Origin of the sequence: Azoarcus indigens (assembly GCF_004361735.1) — a bacterium.
GTDB lineage: Bacteria > Pseudomonadota > Gammaproteobacteria > Burkholderiales > Rhodocyclaceae > Azoarcus > Azoarcus indigens.
On the sequence record NZ_SNVV01000002.1, the window covers coordinates 279,373 to 294,021 of the forward strand.

The window sequence follows — 14,649 nt, forward strand, 5'->3', positions numbered from 1 at the left end:
CGAAATGAGAAAACTCGTTGTCATCGGATTCGTTATAGCAGGGGCGGCCATTGGCTTGTTGTCGTCGCTTGGCGAGACATTGGCCCTCAAAGTGTTCATGATGGGGCTTGGCGCCCTTATCGGCGCAATCGCTGGCGCGGCCCTGTCGCGAATCGGTCGCGGTCGCCCGACGCCTCGTCGGGACGACGCCCTCCGCGGGCTCGGTACCTCCTCGCAAGACCTCATGGAAAACTACTGGCGCGACGAGGGCCATCCGCAGTTCATGAAGCCGCCGTCCCCGGACAGCAAACAGTTCGGCGGAACTGGCGGAATGGCCGATTGATCACTCGTCCTTTCGAAGCAGATCTTTCACCACTTCCTTCGCGTTCTCGATCGATGCTGCGCCATCATCGACCACCTGCTTGCCCGATTGCTTGAGCAGGGATTTCTTGGTGGCCAAGGTGCCATCTGCCGTGTCGACGATCTCTGCCTTTCGGTCAAAGGTGGATCTGGCCGAAGCGGTTTCATTCCTGATGGCCATGCCCTCAGTCTGTACGTCGTTTCGCAGCGAAGGCGGGCTCGTGTCCGAGTGAGCGCTCGGGGCGGGTCGGTTGGAGTGCGCAACTGTTGCGCGGTGCTGTTGATCCGAGGCCGAGAGATCGGGCGACAGGGCCGGGTCCGAGGTGTGCCGATCGTGCAGGACGCGCACGTCTTCGAACGAAGTGGGTAGAGCGGTGCCATCGGAAAACACCCGGTTTGGCCTGAGCCCTTGGCGAGCGAGTTCTGCCTCAAACATGGAGAGCGCCGAGGCGCTGTCGCCGCCATACTGCTCGGCGTAGCGCAGGAACATCTCCAGGTTGTGCGGGTCCTGGGCGATATCAATGGAAAGGGATTCTCCGCGGTCCCTGGCCAGTGAGAGACGCTCTGCAAAGGCCGTTCTTTCGGCGAAAGTGGCATCGGCCCGCTCGGCTCGAGACATGGCGCTGGCGAGCCGCGACGACATGTCCTGGGCCTCGCGGGAGTCCTTGGCGAAACTGTTGATGAGGCTCGAATCCCTCGACACCCGATCGCCAAACTGCTTGAACTCCGCAATCTGCTCTTGTGTGAGGCTGTTGAGCACCTTCTGCTGGGCAGCCGATAGACCCGACATGTAGTTCTTCCCGGCGCGGGCCTGAAGTTCCGCGCCCGCTACGGGGGTATTGATCCCCAGGTGGCCGGCAGCGCCAAAGGCTATCTGCGCCACTTGGCTCTGGGTCAATCCGGTGCTGTCTGCCACGTTTTTCGAGATCTGATCCAGCCGGTTGAGGGTCTCGCCCGTTTGCTCGAAGCTGCTTGAGACCGTACCACTACTGCTGCGTAGGGATCGGAGTTTTGCCAGGCCTCGTGTAAAGGTCTCGGTGAGCGCCGCTGATCGCTCGGTATTTGCTGAGATTGCTTCGCCGCGCGCGGCATCGGCTTGCCGACTGGCCTGCACCACATCCTGTTCGGACACACGCATCGAGACCATCCGCGACGCAAAGCCCTGGTTGCGCAGCAGGCTGACGGCCGTCCGTCCGGTCAGGGCATTCGACGAGAAGGTGTTCCCGCTCAGGTCGTTTTGCCAGCTGTGCATGAAGGCCGAGCTGCGGTTGGGCGCCAGGTGCATCTGGTCCAGCCCCACGTTCCCCATGGAGACGTTGCCGACGGTCGAGGCCGAGGTGCCACCCGCGATCATCGCCTGCAGGCCCGACAGGCCGCCGATCAGCGCCGTCCCGAAGTTTTCCATACGCTTCAAGGCCGCCCAGGCGATGAAGGGGATACTCATCGCCAAGTAGCCGACGACGGCCTCGCCCGAGATCGCACGCGAATAGATCGTCGAGGCGGTCTGCAGGGCCAGCGCCTTGGTGCCCGTGCCAAGGTCCGCCGCGGCCGCCAGATCGTAGGCCGCGTAGATCGAGGCCATGTAGTTGAGGATGGCGTAGAGCGGGGGCCACAACTGGATCCAGATCAGCACCGCCGCGTAGCCCTTGAAGGCGATCATGGTCTCGCGGCCGCTGGTGAGCAGGAGGAGCAGGACGAAGAGCGGGAACATCGCGTAGGTCACCGCCTCGACAACGTTGCGGAACACCGGCAGGGCCTGCTCGGCCACCTTCCCGTAGTTGAGCCAGGTCGCGTTCTGCTGGGCCACGGCTTGGGCGCGGCCAACCGCCAGTACCATGGCCGCCGGGTCGTTCACCTTCTGGCCAACGATCTTGCTGGTGTCCTCGATCGCATTGAGCATGGCGTTCTGCCGGATGAGGTCGGCGGCGGTGGCCGCGGCAGTAGCGATGCTGTTCTTGAGATAGGCCTGCTGGATCTGCCCGGCGATGGCCGCCGCCGCCGCGGCGCCCGGCAAGGTCGGGTTGAGCTGGAAGGCGAGCCGCCCCTCGATACGAGTGATCTGGGCCGGCAGTCGCCCGTTGAGACTCTGATAGACGTTGGGGCAGGTATCGACGCCGACACTGCCGCCCGCGCTGGTGAGAGTGCTGAAGCGCGCGGGATTGGGCGAGGCCATCAACGGCCAGACATCGTCCGACGTGGAGAAGGCGGCCGGATCGAGGGTGCCGTCGATCAGATCGTAGGTCGTGCAGTTGTGGATGAAGTTGATGAGGTCGGTGCGGAACGCCGGGTCCTGGAACACCACGTTGCCGGTCTCGCGGATCAGGCGGTTGCCGAACATCAGTCCGTTCTGCTGGTAACTGAGCTCGGCGGGCAGCGCGCCGATGCCGGGGATGACCTGGAACGCCGTCTCGAACAACCCGGTCAGGGTGTGGCCGATGGTGCTGGTGAGGCTGCCGAGCAGGGCCACGCCGAAGGGCACGTTGTCGACCACCTTGACCGCCGAGCCGCCCGTCTTGTCGACGATGCCGACGGTCACCTTGGGCACGATCAGCACCGAGAACACCAGCACCACGGTGGCCAGCCACTTCCAGCCCTGCAGTTTCTCGGGGGCGAAGGCGTAGGCAATGAGTGCCGCGACGAAGCCGCAGAAGGCCACGGCCGCCACCGCCGCCGCATAGTCGCCCGAGGCATGGATGGCCGCCGCCGCGTTGAAGACGCCGAACAGGCTGTCGGCATTCTGGTAGGCGTAGATCTCCCACATGGCCTTCGTTCTCCTCGCACTATCCTGTCGGCCCTACTGCGCCAGATAGGCGGCCTGCTGGCCGAGCATGTCCATCACGTGCTGCGGCATGCTGGAACGCAGTTGGCGTTCGAGCTGTTCCAGGTGACTCGACACGGCCCGGAACGAGCCGACTTTCTGGTAGAGCAGGTTCTTCTCCTGTGAGATTTGCAGGAGCATCGCCTCGGCGCGCTGGCGGACCTGGTTGGCCTGCTCGCGTTGCGTCTGCTGCAAGGTGTAGTTCTTGTCCAGAGCCGCCATGCCCAGACGCAGGTTGCGTTCGAGGAAGACGTAGGCGTAGTCGGCGGCGATGACGTCGCGGTACTGGGCGATGAGGCTGTCGGACAGCCCCGACCCCGGGATGCTGGTGCCGATGGACAGCATCTTGTAGACCGGTTCGGTGGTCTGGTTCACGAAGCCGACCTCGGCCGAGTTGTTGGGGATGGCGGTGCGCGAGGCGATCTTCTCCGCGATGGAGCGCATCATGTTCTCGACCTTGGCGGTGAAGGGCGTGTGGGTGTAGGTGGTGTTCAGGCTGACCACGTCGCAGTTGGTATAGTCGTTGCACTTCAGGATGTGCTGGATGACATCCGTGCCGCTCGCTGCGCTCTGGCCGTAGAGCAACTGGCTGATCGACGTGAGCGTGGGCGCGATCGGCTCGGGGTCACGGGCTGATTCCTCCGGGTAGTAGATGATCGTGCCGACCAGGCTCATGATCAGCTCGCGCTCCTGATCGTCGAGATAGGAACCGGTGTACTGCAGCGCCTTCCACGTGAGGTTGCCGACGAAGGGGGCCTTGTTCTTCACGTTCGGATCGCTGGAGGCCCGCGCCGAGGACAGGATGCTGGGCCGGTCGGTGGCGCAGCGCCGGCGCGCCGCATCGCGGTCGCTCTCCAGGCCCATCTCGATGGCGAGATCGGCGCAGGTTTCCTGCGAGCTGTAGCCGAGCGATTCGGCGGCGGTGCTGACGATGGCCTTGGCGGTCTCGCACGAGTTGATGCGGGCATTGTTGATCCAGGTCTCCAGGCCCTTGGCCCATTTGGTGAGGCCACCCAGCAGCGGCGAGACCGCTTCGAGCGCCAACTGGAAGGCAATGCCGGGCAGGGCGGCGGTGATGTTCCTCAGCATGTTCTTGAACTCCTCGGCCGAGATGTGGCTGAAGCTGCCGCCAAAGACGTCGATCCCCCCGCAGCCCGCCTTGGCGCTGGGAAACTGGATGGCTGCGAGCTGATAGACCTTGTTGGGCGAGCGCATCATCAGGTTGCCGCCGGTGTAGGTGTTGAAGGTCTGGCCGCGGAAGGCGCCGGGGGCCGTGTAATTACCGATGGCGCCGAGGTTGTTGAACATGTCGTTGACCTCGGCGTTGAGGTCGCCGGCGTGCAGGGGGACGGAGGGGATGAGCAGCAGGGCGGAAAGCGCGAACGCGGCCGTCCGGCGCGTGAAGGAAGGGACCGTCGGGCGTGGCAGGGTGGACATGTGGGTGGACTCCTATCGAAGGTCGATCTGCCGCGTCGCGCTGGGTAGCATCGCCTCGCCCTGCGGAGTCGAGACGATGGCGAGACGCTCCAGCAACTGGGATTCGGAGAGCACGCCGAAGCCGATGGGCGTGATCGTTCCGGTGAAGGGCTGGGCCAGGAAGACGGCGGGCACCTGGGTGACCTTCAGGGTGGTGGCGATGCCGTTGTCCGGGCGCGCCGCGGGGAAGCCCGGCATCGGACCGCCGTCCATGCTGACGGCGACGACCTGGATGCCGTGGCGCGCCTGAAAAGCGGCAAGGATCGGCGCGAAGGCATGGCAGTAGGGGCAGTCCGAGCGATAGAAAAAGAACAGGACATGGTCCGCGCCCAGGTCCGCGATCACGCGCGAACGCCCGGCCTGCTGGGTCTGCTCGAACACCTCCAGCGCTTTGGCGTTGACCGGTCGCCCCTGCAGGGTCGGATCGAGCTCGGGCGTCGCCCAGGCCACCCGCTGGGCGACGTCGGCGAAATAGGAGGCACGGGCGACAACCTGGGACTCGAGTTCCATGTAGCGCCGCACGTTCGCCTCGGTCGGCCGCATGATGGCGATGTTGCGGGTGTCCTCCAGGGTTTTCTGCAGACGTTCGAACTCGACCAGTTCCGCGGCTCTCGAGGCCGGGGCCGAGGACACGGCCTGCTCCGACAACGTCGGGCGTTCATGTTCCGCGGCCGGTGGATCCTCATAGAAATGCCAGCCGCGCCAACTGTCAGACCAGTAGCGCGCAGCGGTATCCTGGGCCGACGCCACGCCGGCACCCAGCAGCAAGGCCAGCGCCAGCGGCAAGCGGACGGACGTGCGAAACGCGGAACGTTTCATGCCGAACGGCTACTTCAGGAATTGCGGCGGCCGGCCGTCGAGGCAGTAGTCGATGCCGAAGTCCATCGTCTGCCGGCGTGGGGTCGTGGCGCCGGGCAGGAGGACACCGTCCTGCCAGAACGTGACCTTCAGGCGGCTGCACCCGGCCTGGGCATAGCGCTTCTCGGTCGTCACATCGATGTAGATCGGCGAGGTGGCGCCGAAGCGCTTTGTGATCGCGTCGGCCATCTCCCCGGTGAGGATCCCATGGGCCTGCCCGTCGGTCGCCTGAAGGGCGGCCAGCATCACCGGGCGCGCATCGGGTACCGGCGTGCGGGATACGTCGTCGGCAAGGGCGGGCGACGCGAGCACGGCCAGCGCTGCCGCATAGATAAGCTTCATTGGCATTTCCCCTGTCCGTAGTAGCAGGTGGTGAGGCGCGCGGCATTGCTGCCCTGGATCGCTCCGACATTGGGAAGCGTCGGGACGATGGAGGCATAGAATTCCGTGAGGTCCATCGCCGCGAAATCGAGGCGCTGGAGCTGCGCGATGGTGAAGCCCGAGCAGTCGGGGTTCTTGCCGGAGCCCCAGCCCTTACCTACCTGCACGCGGCCCTGTTCGTTGACGATGCGCGCGAGCTTGCTGTTAAAGCAGCACTTGCCGGTGGTGTGCTCGATGCAGGCGACGCATTTGCCGAAAACGCGGATGCAGGAGGAGCACCATGTGCCGACCTTGTGGCAGAGCCCGGCCCCTTCCTTCATCGCGAGCTTGCCTTCCTCCTCGTTGCAGGACGACATGGACATGACGATGTAGATGACCACGGCAATGGCGAGCGACCACGGATCGAAGGCGATCACCAAGCTATCGCCCGCATAAAGGACCGCCGAGCCGGCGGGCAGGGCGGCGCCATTGACGGCCACGGTAACGCCGTAAGTAGTGAAGGTGCCGCTGAAGCCGCCGCCGAGCAGCAGGGCCTGCATGCCCTGGTACAGGAACTCGCGGTTGTCGGCGTTCATCAGCACGTCGTAAACCAGACGCGAGCCGGTGCCGAACAGGCTCTGGTTGGTCATGCCGGCACCGGCCGAGTCGGAATAGCAGCAGTTCTTGAACAACCGGTCGCGGCAGAGGTTGCCCTCACCCTTGAAGACCTGCATGTTGTCGGTATCGAGGTACACGCCCGCTTCGCGCGCGGCCTCCATCAGCGACATCGAACGGGCGAAGTCGGCGTCGTTGGTGTAGCTGGTGTTGAAGCAGTTTCCGGCGACGCAGAAGACGTTCGCCGGGCAGTTCGTTGCCGTGATGGTGGTGCCCGGCGGCACCGGGCAGGTGTAGGTGTTCTCGGTGATCTCGCAGATACCGGTGGCCGCGTTCATCTGCCGGCAGACGGTGCCTGCGGGTGTACAACCGGCCGCAATCAGAGGCGCGCACTCGTCGGTCGCGGCGGCTTGCGCGCAGGCGATTGTCGTCTCGTACTGCCAGCAGGCACGCGATACGGACGCGCCGTTCACCACCTTGGTGGCGGGGCCATCGATGCAGCGTGCGGCTCCTGCCACCGTGCAGCGGCCACCGGTGTTCAGGGCGGGGCACTGGTCGTCCCATCGATCGGTTTCGGTCACCGTCGTGTGGGGCCGTTCGTAATTCAGGACCATCTGCGGGATCGACCCATAGGCCGGATTGACCCGCCAGCCGACCACGGGACGTTGCGCGTCCTTGGTCCAGAAGTAGCCGGGCACGGTGCCTGTCATGTCATAGCCGATGAGGCCGGACGCCCCCGCGGAAGGCGCGTAGCAGGCGGACGCGTCGAAGGCGGAGACTGGGTCGCCGCCCCAGCCCCAACCCCACCAGGGCAAGATGTTGTCGCCACTCTGGCTCCCGGACGGGCAGGCACCATAGACTTCGAGGAAGGGGCGCTCCAGCGCGCAGTCCCCGAGGCCCGCGTCGCCACCTCCGTCGGTGCAGACGCGCCGGTATTCCTGGGCGAGCATGGCGGTCAGCCGACAACTGTCGCCGACGCACTGGTTGTCGGCGACCCACAGGCCGTTCTGGCCGCTGCCCCACCACCACCACCATGAGCCGCTGCGGGGGAGCGTCGCGACCATGCGGGGAAACGTCAGCGGCGTGGTCATATCGAGGTCGAAGTACGTCAGGGGCGTACCCCGGTCGGTAACCCGGAAATGCTGTTGGCTGGCAGGCCTGTCCGGTATGCACTGCACATCCAGGCCGGTGCGGCCCGAAGCGGCGTTGGCGAACCAGTTGCCCGGTGTGCAACTGCTGGTGCGCGACACCGATACGCTCAAGGAGCGCGTGCAGGAGAACGGGGAGGTGCCGCTGTACTGGCGGCAGACGCGGTCTTCGGTGGCAGGTGTGGGGACGCTATCCACCTGGCAACCGCTGTAATAGGTGGCGATGTCTTCCAGGGTCGTCGCGGGGTTGGCGGCGATGGCTCGGGCGGCGCTCACTGCCGGGTCGTAGGGCGAGATGGCCTCGCGCGGCGTGTTGGCCGACGTCATCGCCCCGCGCTGAGCCTCGCAGACGGGATCGCCGGTAGCGGTGGCGCAGGCGGTCAGGCGGGCATTGGCCGACCCCGCCAAGCTAGGCTGGCCGTAATACGCGGTTTCTGGCGGCGTGCTGGTATAACCCGGGACGGTGCTCGAGGCGCTCGGCGCATTGACCGTCCCCCGGATCACCGGGTTGGCCGCCTGGCCGGCTGCGGTGCCTTCCTCGAACGGGCCGGCCACGGCAGTGGTCTGCGTCGTGACAAAACTGAAGAGCGTGATCCAGATGACCCAGCGACGCATCCGGCCACCGAGCCGCCTCAAGGCGCGTGGCGCCCCCGTGGGGCGCAGCGAATGAAGGTGAGCCTGGGGGCCGTTCATCTCTGCCTCCTATCCCCGAATCCGCTTCAGGAAGATGTCGGCTGCCGAGCCGAACCCGGGTGCCGACCGCTGCATGTATTCCAGCGCGTAGTCCAGGCTCACGTCGCCGGAGGTCCGCAGGAAGATCTCGGACGGCGCGCAGCTGCCACTGGCGCAGGCGACCGGTCGGGCGCCATCGCGCACCAGCACGAAGGTCGGGACCCGGGTGACGGCATAGCGGTCGAAGGCCTGCGGATCGATTTGCACCCCCACTTGCCGGTCGCCGATGAGGCGCTGCACCCGGGCGACGGTGGTGCGCAGCGACCCGTCGGCGAAGCCCCGGAGGACGATCGAAGCCTGGGCGCGTGCGGCCTGGTCGATGAGGCGCTGCAGCGTGGGCTGCGGCATGGAGAGGCTGACGAACACCAGGAGTCCCGGCCCGGACGCCAGTCCCTCTGCTCGGCTCATCTCCTGCGCTTGCGATGCATAGCCCCGCGCGAGCGCTTCGAGGTCGATCGGGGCACGGGCCGCCGGCGTCGGCAGGGCGTCGATGTGGGGTGAGGCCGGCACCGGCGCGGCTTGCAGTTCGGCGTCGCTCAGCATGCGATGTCGCTGCCGCACCTGCTCGATATCCTGATCGGAGATCGTCGGCTGTTCGCGGCGGACCCGTTCGATGTCCGCGTCGGTGACGAGCGGCGGGTTCTGCGCAAGGGTCTGGGCGCTCGCCGCCAGCACAACAGCGAAGGCGAGGGCAGGAAGGGCGGGGTTAGAAGCCGACACAGCAGTTCCTTTTGCGAAACAACATGAAGGCGAAGTCCTCGCCGCGCACGGGGTATTCCTTGCCGGCGCCCCAGAGCACGGTGGTGCGGCCGAAGGGCTGGCAGCAGCGGCCGGCCTCCTTCGCGGTGTTGGGGATCGGGTAGGTGAGCTGGGTCTTGTAGGCGGTCTTGTCCATGACCGGCTCGAAGTACGGTCCGCACAGGCCGGGCGTCCCGTGCCAGCCCCAGGCGATCAGTTCGCGGTGCATCTTCGCGGTCAGGCGCTGGGCCATCAGGGCGGCGGTGCGCACGCCGCCCAAGTGGTAGGGCACGTGGCCGTCCAGCGGGTAGATGCCGCCCTGGCAGCCGGCGCACCAGAAGAGCTCCTTGAGGCCGAAGCCCACCGAGGCGGCGACGCAGCCGGCCGCGCAAGCGGCGATGGCGACCGGATTGGCGAAGAGCACGGCGTCCGGGTTGAGGATCAGGGTGAGCTCGTCGTCATTCCACAGCGGGTCGACCTCGGTGAGGTAGGCGAGGTCGAAAGAGCCCTTTTCCAGGCAGGGGAAGTCGGTCACGACCTCCAGCCAGTACATCACCGGGTTCACGTAGAAGTGCGCTTGGTAGAAGCTGCCGCCGTCGCCATCGCCTTCCGGGCGAGTGAAGCGCGCGGCCTCCGGCGCCGGGATGCCCGGGTCGAGATCGACGCCGCCCAAGGAGACGAGGCAGAAGGGCTTCCTCACCGCTTCGACGTGCCGTGCGGGCTCCCAGAAGCCGATGGAAAGCCCGATGGCCGGATTCACGCCGCAACTGCAGACCGGGCTGGACGGGTTGTCGGTGTCTTCCTGGTCGCCGAAGTTGGCAACGCGGGCGCTGCCGATGCTGATGGGCAGGATGCAGGACCAGCAAATGTCGGTGATGGGGTTGGGGAACTTGCCGGTGCAGGTGGCCGCGCCGGCGGCCCGGGCCGGCAGGGTGGCGAGGCCGAGGAGCAACGCCAGGACGAACGGCAGCATAGGCAGACGTCGCCGGGTCATCGCGCGAGCTCCAGTTCATCGACCCGCAGCCGCAGTCCCTCCTGGGAGACCAGGGCCGGCACCTGGGCGATGCCGAGGCGGCGCGTGAGCAGGCCGTGCTGGTCGTAGTAGATGGGGATGCGCCAGGACTTCATCAGCTCCAGGTAGGAACCGCCGACCAGGATGGGCTTGACGCGTCCCCGGTACGACGCCATCAGCTGCCGCGCCCGGCCGACCTGGCGCGGGTCGCGGGCGTCGAAGAACAGCAGGTGCCGGGACAGCGACACCACCTCCAGCGGGTTCTTGCGCGTACCGGCGGCAAACAGCAGCTCGCCTTGGGGGCCGAGGATGTTGCGATCGAGGGTGAAGCTCGGATCGACGTAGAAGGTCCGGGCGGTTTCGGTGGGGTGCAGGCCCGCCACCGGCGGCGGGTGCTTCACGGTCTCGGTGCCGCGGACCCGGGCTTCTTCTTCCAGGCGCTTGAGTTCGCCGCTGCGTTCCATGTCCCGCAAGCGCTGCTCGATCATCTGCAGCAGATGGGGTTCGCTGATCTCGTAGGTCGGGCCGATGACTCCCAGTTCCACGGCGAATGCGGTGGGCGCAAGGAGGCTCAGACCCGTCGCGACGACGAGCGTCTTGAGTCTGGTCATGGCGTGCTCCCGCCAGGGCAGCGCACCTGCCGGGTCCATTGAGCTTCTCCCGCCGCATCCCGCAGGTGGCTGGCGCGGATCAGCCCCAGCAGCACCGGATCGCCGTCGCCCTGGGAAAGGGCACGGCGCAACTCGCTGGTGCGCATGGGGTGGCCGCAACGCCGCTGGAATGCCGCCAGGTAGGCCCGGGCCCCGGCTTCAGCGGCGGGGGCGATCTGCTGCAGCAAGCCCAGGTAGTCGTCGAGCGGCATCTCGTCGGCGTGGGCATCCGATTTTGGCAGCGGGCCGCGCGCCGGACTGGTTTGTCCCCACGCCGGCAGAGCGGCGGAGGCGGCGGCCAGGACGACGGCGGCGAGCCGGGGGGCGAGCCGCGACATCGGTGCGGTGCGATGCTTCATGCCGGCCTCCCTCAGAACAGCGGCACCGCGCGGCCGATCACCTGATCGGCGCGAACCAGCCCGCTCGCGGCGTAGCGCGAATCGAAGGAGTCGGGACTGGTGCCCTGCATGTAGAAGTAGCCGGGCGGAATGACCGTGGGCGCGATCGGTGCCAGCGGGCGCCGGTCGTGGGTGTGGGTCTTGGCGACTCCGACCGGCACGCCGTTGATGGCGACGGCGCGCCCCTGCACGCTGACCGTATCCCCGGGCAGCCCGCGGACGACCTTGAAGAAGGGCTGGCCGCGCAAGCCGGGGTAGTCGGCTTGCGCTGCGCCCGCGAAGGCGAACACCACGTAGTCGCCGCGATGCAGTTCTCCGGCATCGATCACCAGCAGCGCGACCCGGTAGGGCAGGCTGGGCGTCCAGTTGAACAGCACGGGCAGCCGCGGCGTCGCATCGACGAAAAGCCGCACATAGGCGAGGCCCCAGATCGCGAAGACCGGCAGGTAGAGATACCAGCGCCTACGCATATGGCGCAGGAAGTCGGCGAAATCGTCGAGGGCACGCCGCCCGAGGGAGCGGGGCGGGACTTGAGGTGCCACCGGGGAGATCGGCTCTTTCATGGAGCTTCCACCTTTCTGCGCAGTTGGGTGGTCAGGTCGACGGTGTTCGGCGTCGGTCCGGCGACAGCCGTCTTGAGGAGTACGAGGCAGCCGCATTCCCGCGGCAGCTCATCGAGGGCGGCCGGCAGGCGCTGGGCGAAGGTCTTCGCCATTGAGAGCGCCTTCTGCCGGTCTTCCTCCGAGTGGGGCTGACTCAGCGTCTCGGTCAGGATCTGGGTGAACTCGGCTTCCTTGGCGCGGTACACCTCGGCCACATCCACCACGCCGATGACCAGGGCCGGCCGCAGCACCCAGCGGTCGTAGGCCGCGAGCGATGCGGCCACCACGAACAGCGTCACCAAGCCGTGGGCGAGCCAGTGGAGAACGCTCGCTTTCATACCGCGTGCCCCCGGCGCCGCAACAGTTCGCTGATCGCCTCATCGATCGAGAGGCCCTGGGCGCGCAGTTCGTCGATGGGGGCGTTGTCCTCGAGCTTGTTGGAGAAGAGCAGGTGGGTGGCCGGATCGAGGATGGCGCGGGCAACCCCTTCGCCCACCGGCGAGGAGATGTAGAGCTCGGAGAAGACGCCGGCCTCGGTGCGCAGCGAGTTCAGGAGGCGCTTTTTCGGCTCGTCCATGGTGAGCCGGCCCTTGCGGTCGAGCATCTCGATCGACTCGGGTTTCTGGCGCAGCAGGAAGACCCAGTCGGAGCAGTTGAAAGCAGCTTCCATCTGCGCCGAGCCGTAGAAGTCGTCGGCGCTTTGCGTCGCCGTGCCCAAGGCGCCGCCGTACTTGCGGGCGCGTCGGGCCGCCTCCTCGATCACGGCTGCCTTTACGGGATCGTCGGCGCCGATGTCCCCCAGCTGCTGCTTCAACTCGTCGACGAACAGTACCTTGCGCCGGTTGCGGGTCAGATACATCTCGCCGGTGATCCGGTGCAGCAGCAGGATATTGACTACCGCATGGAGGTCGGGCCGACGCTTCAGCTCCTCGTTCTCGATGACGATAAAGTCGTTGGAGAAATCGACGTTGTTCTTCCCCTCGAAGAAACGCTCGTACTGCCCGCCGCGCGCATAGGGGTTGAGCATGATGGCGAGGTCCTTGATGCGCTGATCATTGACCACGCCGAGTTCCTCGATGGTCCCGCCCTTGAAGGCATCGCGCAGCCCCGTGATGCGCAGCCCGTTCCCGTATTCGCGCCAGAGCTTCAAGACCATCGCCGAGATCGCCTTGTACTGGACCTCTTCCAGCGCGTGCTGCATTGAGCACATCTTGGCGATGCCCGGCACCAGCATGTCGATGTCTTCATTGATGTCGACGATGTGGGTGAACGGGTCGAGGCAGATGTCGACGTCCGGGCGGAACTCGATGTAGGTGCCCTGGGCCTTGCGGCACAGCTTCTCGAAGGAGCGCCCGAGGTCGAGCATCCAGACCTTGGCGCCGATGGCACGGTAGGACCACGCCATCTCGTTCATCAGCACCGACTTGCCCGAGCCCGGGGGCGCCGATGATGGCGAAGTTGTAGTTGCCCAGGTCGTTGTCGAAGATGTCCAGGGTCATCAACTGGCCACGCCGGCCGCCGAAGACCAAGGCCGGGGTGCGCGTGCCGCGCCACTCGGCGATCAGCGGCGCCATGTGGATGGCGTTGGCCATCGTCTTGCGCGTGACCCGGCGCATCTTCACCAGGTCCTTGTGGAACTTCTCGGTCAGCGTCATGGGGAGGCTCGCCAGCAACGCCTGGCGGTGCATGTAGGCGTCGGCGTTGAGCTGGAAGCCGCGGCCGCGCCAGATGGCGTTGGCGGCTTCGTGGGCGGCGACCGCCTTCCCGGGGGCGGTGAAGAGCGCTAACTGGTGGTAGAGGCTCACCAGGCTGCCGCCGGTGTCGATGGCATCCGCCGCGGCGGTCCAGTCGTCCAATTTCTTTTTCACATCGGGCATGACGTCGGCCATCTTGGACTTGGCGTTCTGCGTCGCCCGCACATGGTTGGCGGTCACCACCGACTTGGTGACGTTGGGGTCGAGCACATGCACGCCCAGCGTCAGCAGGAAGGGCGCGCTGTACTGCAGCGCCGGTTGCATCAGGTCGCCGATGAGGGAACCCATCTGCCAGAGCGCGAAGCGTTCCGGGAAGCTCTTGATCGAGTAGAAGCGCGCCTCCAGCACCTCGGGACTGGCTTCCTTCCAGAGGGTGAGGCCGCCCGGATGGGGATCCTGGATGGTGTCGAAGTCCACGATCTGGTCGCGCAGCTCGCGGCCGTCGTCGTAGTGCAGGTCGGGGGCGTCGGTCTGCGAGATGCGGTCCGGATTGGTGAAGAGGGCGCACCAGTTGATCAGATCGGCTGCGTCGCAGACACGGTTCGGGAGCGAGGCCGAGCGCAGCGTCGAGGCCATCGAGTCGCGCAGCGCCATCAATTCGTCGCGCCGGTTGAGGTCTTCTGCGTCGCCCGGGAAGGCGACGGAGAGCATCAGGCGGAAGTCCCGGATCGTGTAGTGGAAGCCCGCCGTGAGCGAGGTCTGCGCGCCCTGCAGCAGGTGGCCGACACGCTGGCGGGCGAGCTTCCTGAACAGGTTGCCGTTGCGGGCCGGGCGGCCCCAAGCTTTGGCCTGTTCGGCCTGGGTCGCGTCCTCGACCCGCAGGTTGGCGTAGCGGCGCAAGGGCTCGCGCACCTGGGGCGAGGCGAAGAGGTGGAACTGGATGCCGGTGCCGGTCGGGCAGTTGGCATAGAGTGAGACCAGGACTTCCGCCATGCGCTCGTCGGCGCCGGACTGGGGCATGAGTTCCAGCAGGAAGCCCATGCTGTCGCGATTGACGAAGATCTTCTCGGCGGCGAGGTAGGCGGAGTAGGGCAGCCAGTTGGCGAACTGCTCGGCCGGCGTCTCCACCGGCCGGCTGAAGGCGAAGCGCGGTGCCTCGGAGCGGCTGCGGGGTGTAGGGGTGTCGAGATGCGGGGTGCTCATGACGTC

13 protein-coding genes and 1 pseudogene are annotated in these 14,649 nt (G+C 66.5%); 1 reads left to right on the forward strand and 13 read right to left on the reverse strand.

What is annotated here, in order from left to right; all coding sequences use genetic code 11:
- Positions 1-4 precede the first annotated feature (4 nt).
- The gene (locus C7389_RS04135; protein WP_133588647.1) at positions 5-322 is read left to right on the forward strand and encodes a hypothetical protein; all 318 of its coding nucleotides are present in this window, start codon (positions 5-7) and stop codon (positions 320-322) included.
- On the opposite strand, the gene C7389_RS04140 is transcribed toward C7389_RS04135, so the two are convergent.
- The 13 genes and pseudogenes from C7389_RS04140 to C7389_RS25335 all read right to left on the reverse strand — a co-directional run.
- Positions 323-3,100, reverse strand: coding sequence for a conjugal transfer protein TraG N-terminal domain-containing protein (locus tag C7389_RS04140; RefSeq protein ID WP_133588649.1), 2,778 nt, complete (start codon positions 3,098-3,100; stop codon positions 323-325).
- Between the two features lie 33 nt (positions 3,101-3,133).
- Entirely contained in the window at positions 3,134-4,594 is a 1,461-nt protein-coding gene (locus tag C7389_RS04145) for a conjugal transfer protein TraH (protein WP_211168173.1), read from the reverse strand.
- A 12-nt stretch (positions 4,595-4,606) separates the two neighbouring features.
- Positions 4,607-5,452 (reverse strand): conjugal transfer protein TraF, encoded by an 846-nt coding sequence (gene traF, locus C7389_RS04150; RefSeq protein WP_133588651.1) that lies wholly within the window; start codon positions 5,450-5,452, stop codon positions 4,607-4,609.
- A 9-nt stretch (positions 5,453-5,461) separates the two neighbouring features.
- A complete protein-coding gene (locus C7389_RS04155) occupies positions 5,462-5,833 on the reverse strand; it encodes a hypothetical protein (protein WP_133588653.1) in 372 nt (123 codons plus the stop codon).
- Entirely contained in the window at positions 5,830-8,307 is a 2,478-nt protein-coding gene (gene traN / locus C7389_RS04160; RefSeq protein WP_246034619.1) for a type-F conjugative transfer system mating-pair stabilization protein TraN, read from the reverse strand. Before traN ends, C7389_RS04155 begins: the two co-directional genes overlap by 4 nt.
- Positions 8,308-8,316: 9 nt before the next feature.
- The gene (gene trbC, locus C7389_RS04165; protein WP_133588655.1) at positions 8,317-9,066 is read right to left on the reverse strand and encodes a type-F conjugative transfer system pilin assembly protein TrbC; all 750 of its coding nucleotides are present in this window, start codon (positions 9,064-9,066) and stop codon (positions 8,317-8,319) included.
- Positions 9,053-10,078 carry a conjugal transfer pilus assembly protein TraU gene (gene traU / locus C7389_RS04170; RefSeq protein WP_133588657.1) on the reverse strand — a complete coding sequence of 342 codons (1,026 nt, stop codon included), beginning with the start codon at positions 10,076-10,078 and terminating at the stop codon, positions 9,053-9,055. The genes trbC and traU overlap by 14 nt, the downstream gene beginning before the upstream one ends.
- Positions 10,075-10,707, reverse strand: coding sequence for a type-F conjugative transfer system protein TraW (gene traW, locus C7389_RS04175; protein ID WP_246034620.1), 633 nt, complete (start codon positions 10,705-10,707; stop codon positions 10,075-10,077). Before traW ends, traU begins: the two co-directional genes overlap by 4 nt.
- Positions 10,704-11,105: a hypothetical protein gene (locus C7389_RS04180; RefSeq protein ID WP_133588661.1), complete on the reverse strand. Its 402-nt coding sequence runs from the start codon at positions 11,103-11,105 to the stop codon at positions 10,704-10,706. The genes traW and C7389_RS04180 overlap by 4 nt, the downstream gene beginning before the upstream one ends.
- Before the next feature lie 11 nt (positions 11,106-11,116).
- On the reverse strand, positions 11,117-11,707 hold the full coding sequence (gene traF / locus C7389_RS04185) for a conjugative transfer signal peptidase TraF (protein WP_133588662.1): 591 nt from the start codon (positions 11,705-11,707) through the stop codon (positions 11,117-11,119).
- Positions 11,704-12,084 carry a hypothetical protein gene (locus tag C7389_RS04190; RefSeq protein ID WP_133588665.1) on the reverse strand — a complete coding sequence of 127 codons (381 nt, stop codon included), beginning with the start codon at positions 12,082-12,084 and terminating at the stop codon, positions 11,704-11,706. Before C7389_RS04190 ends, traF (C7389_RS04185) begins: the two co-directional genes overlap by 4 nt.
- Positions 12,081-13,160, reverse strand: a complete 1,080-nt coding sequence (locus tag C7389_RS25330; protein ID WP_342773491.1) for a TraG/VirB4 family ATPase — start codon at positions 13,158-13,160, stop codon at positions 12,081-12,083. The genes C7389_RS04190 and C7389_RS25330 overlap by 4 nt, the downstream gene beginning before the upstream one ends.
- Before the next feature lie 292 nt (positions 13,161-13,452).
- Positions 13,453-14,643, reverse strand: a pseudogene (locus tag C7389_RS25335) (TraC family protein); the annotation flags it as partial.
- Between the last annotated feature and the right edge of the window lie 6 nt (positions 14,644-14,649).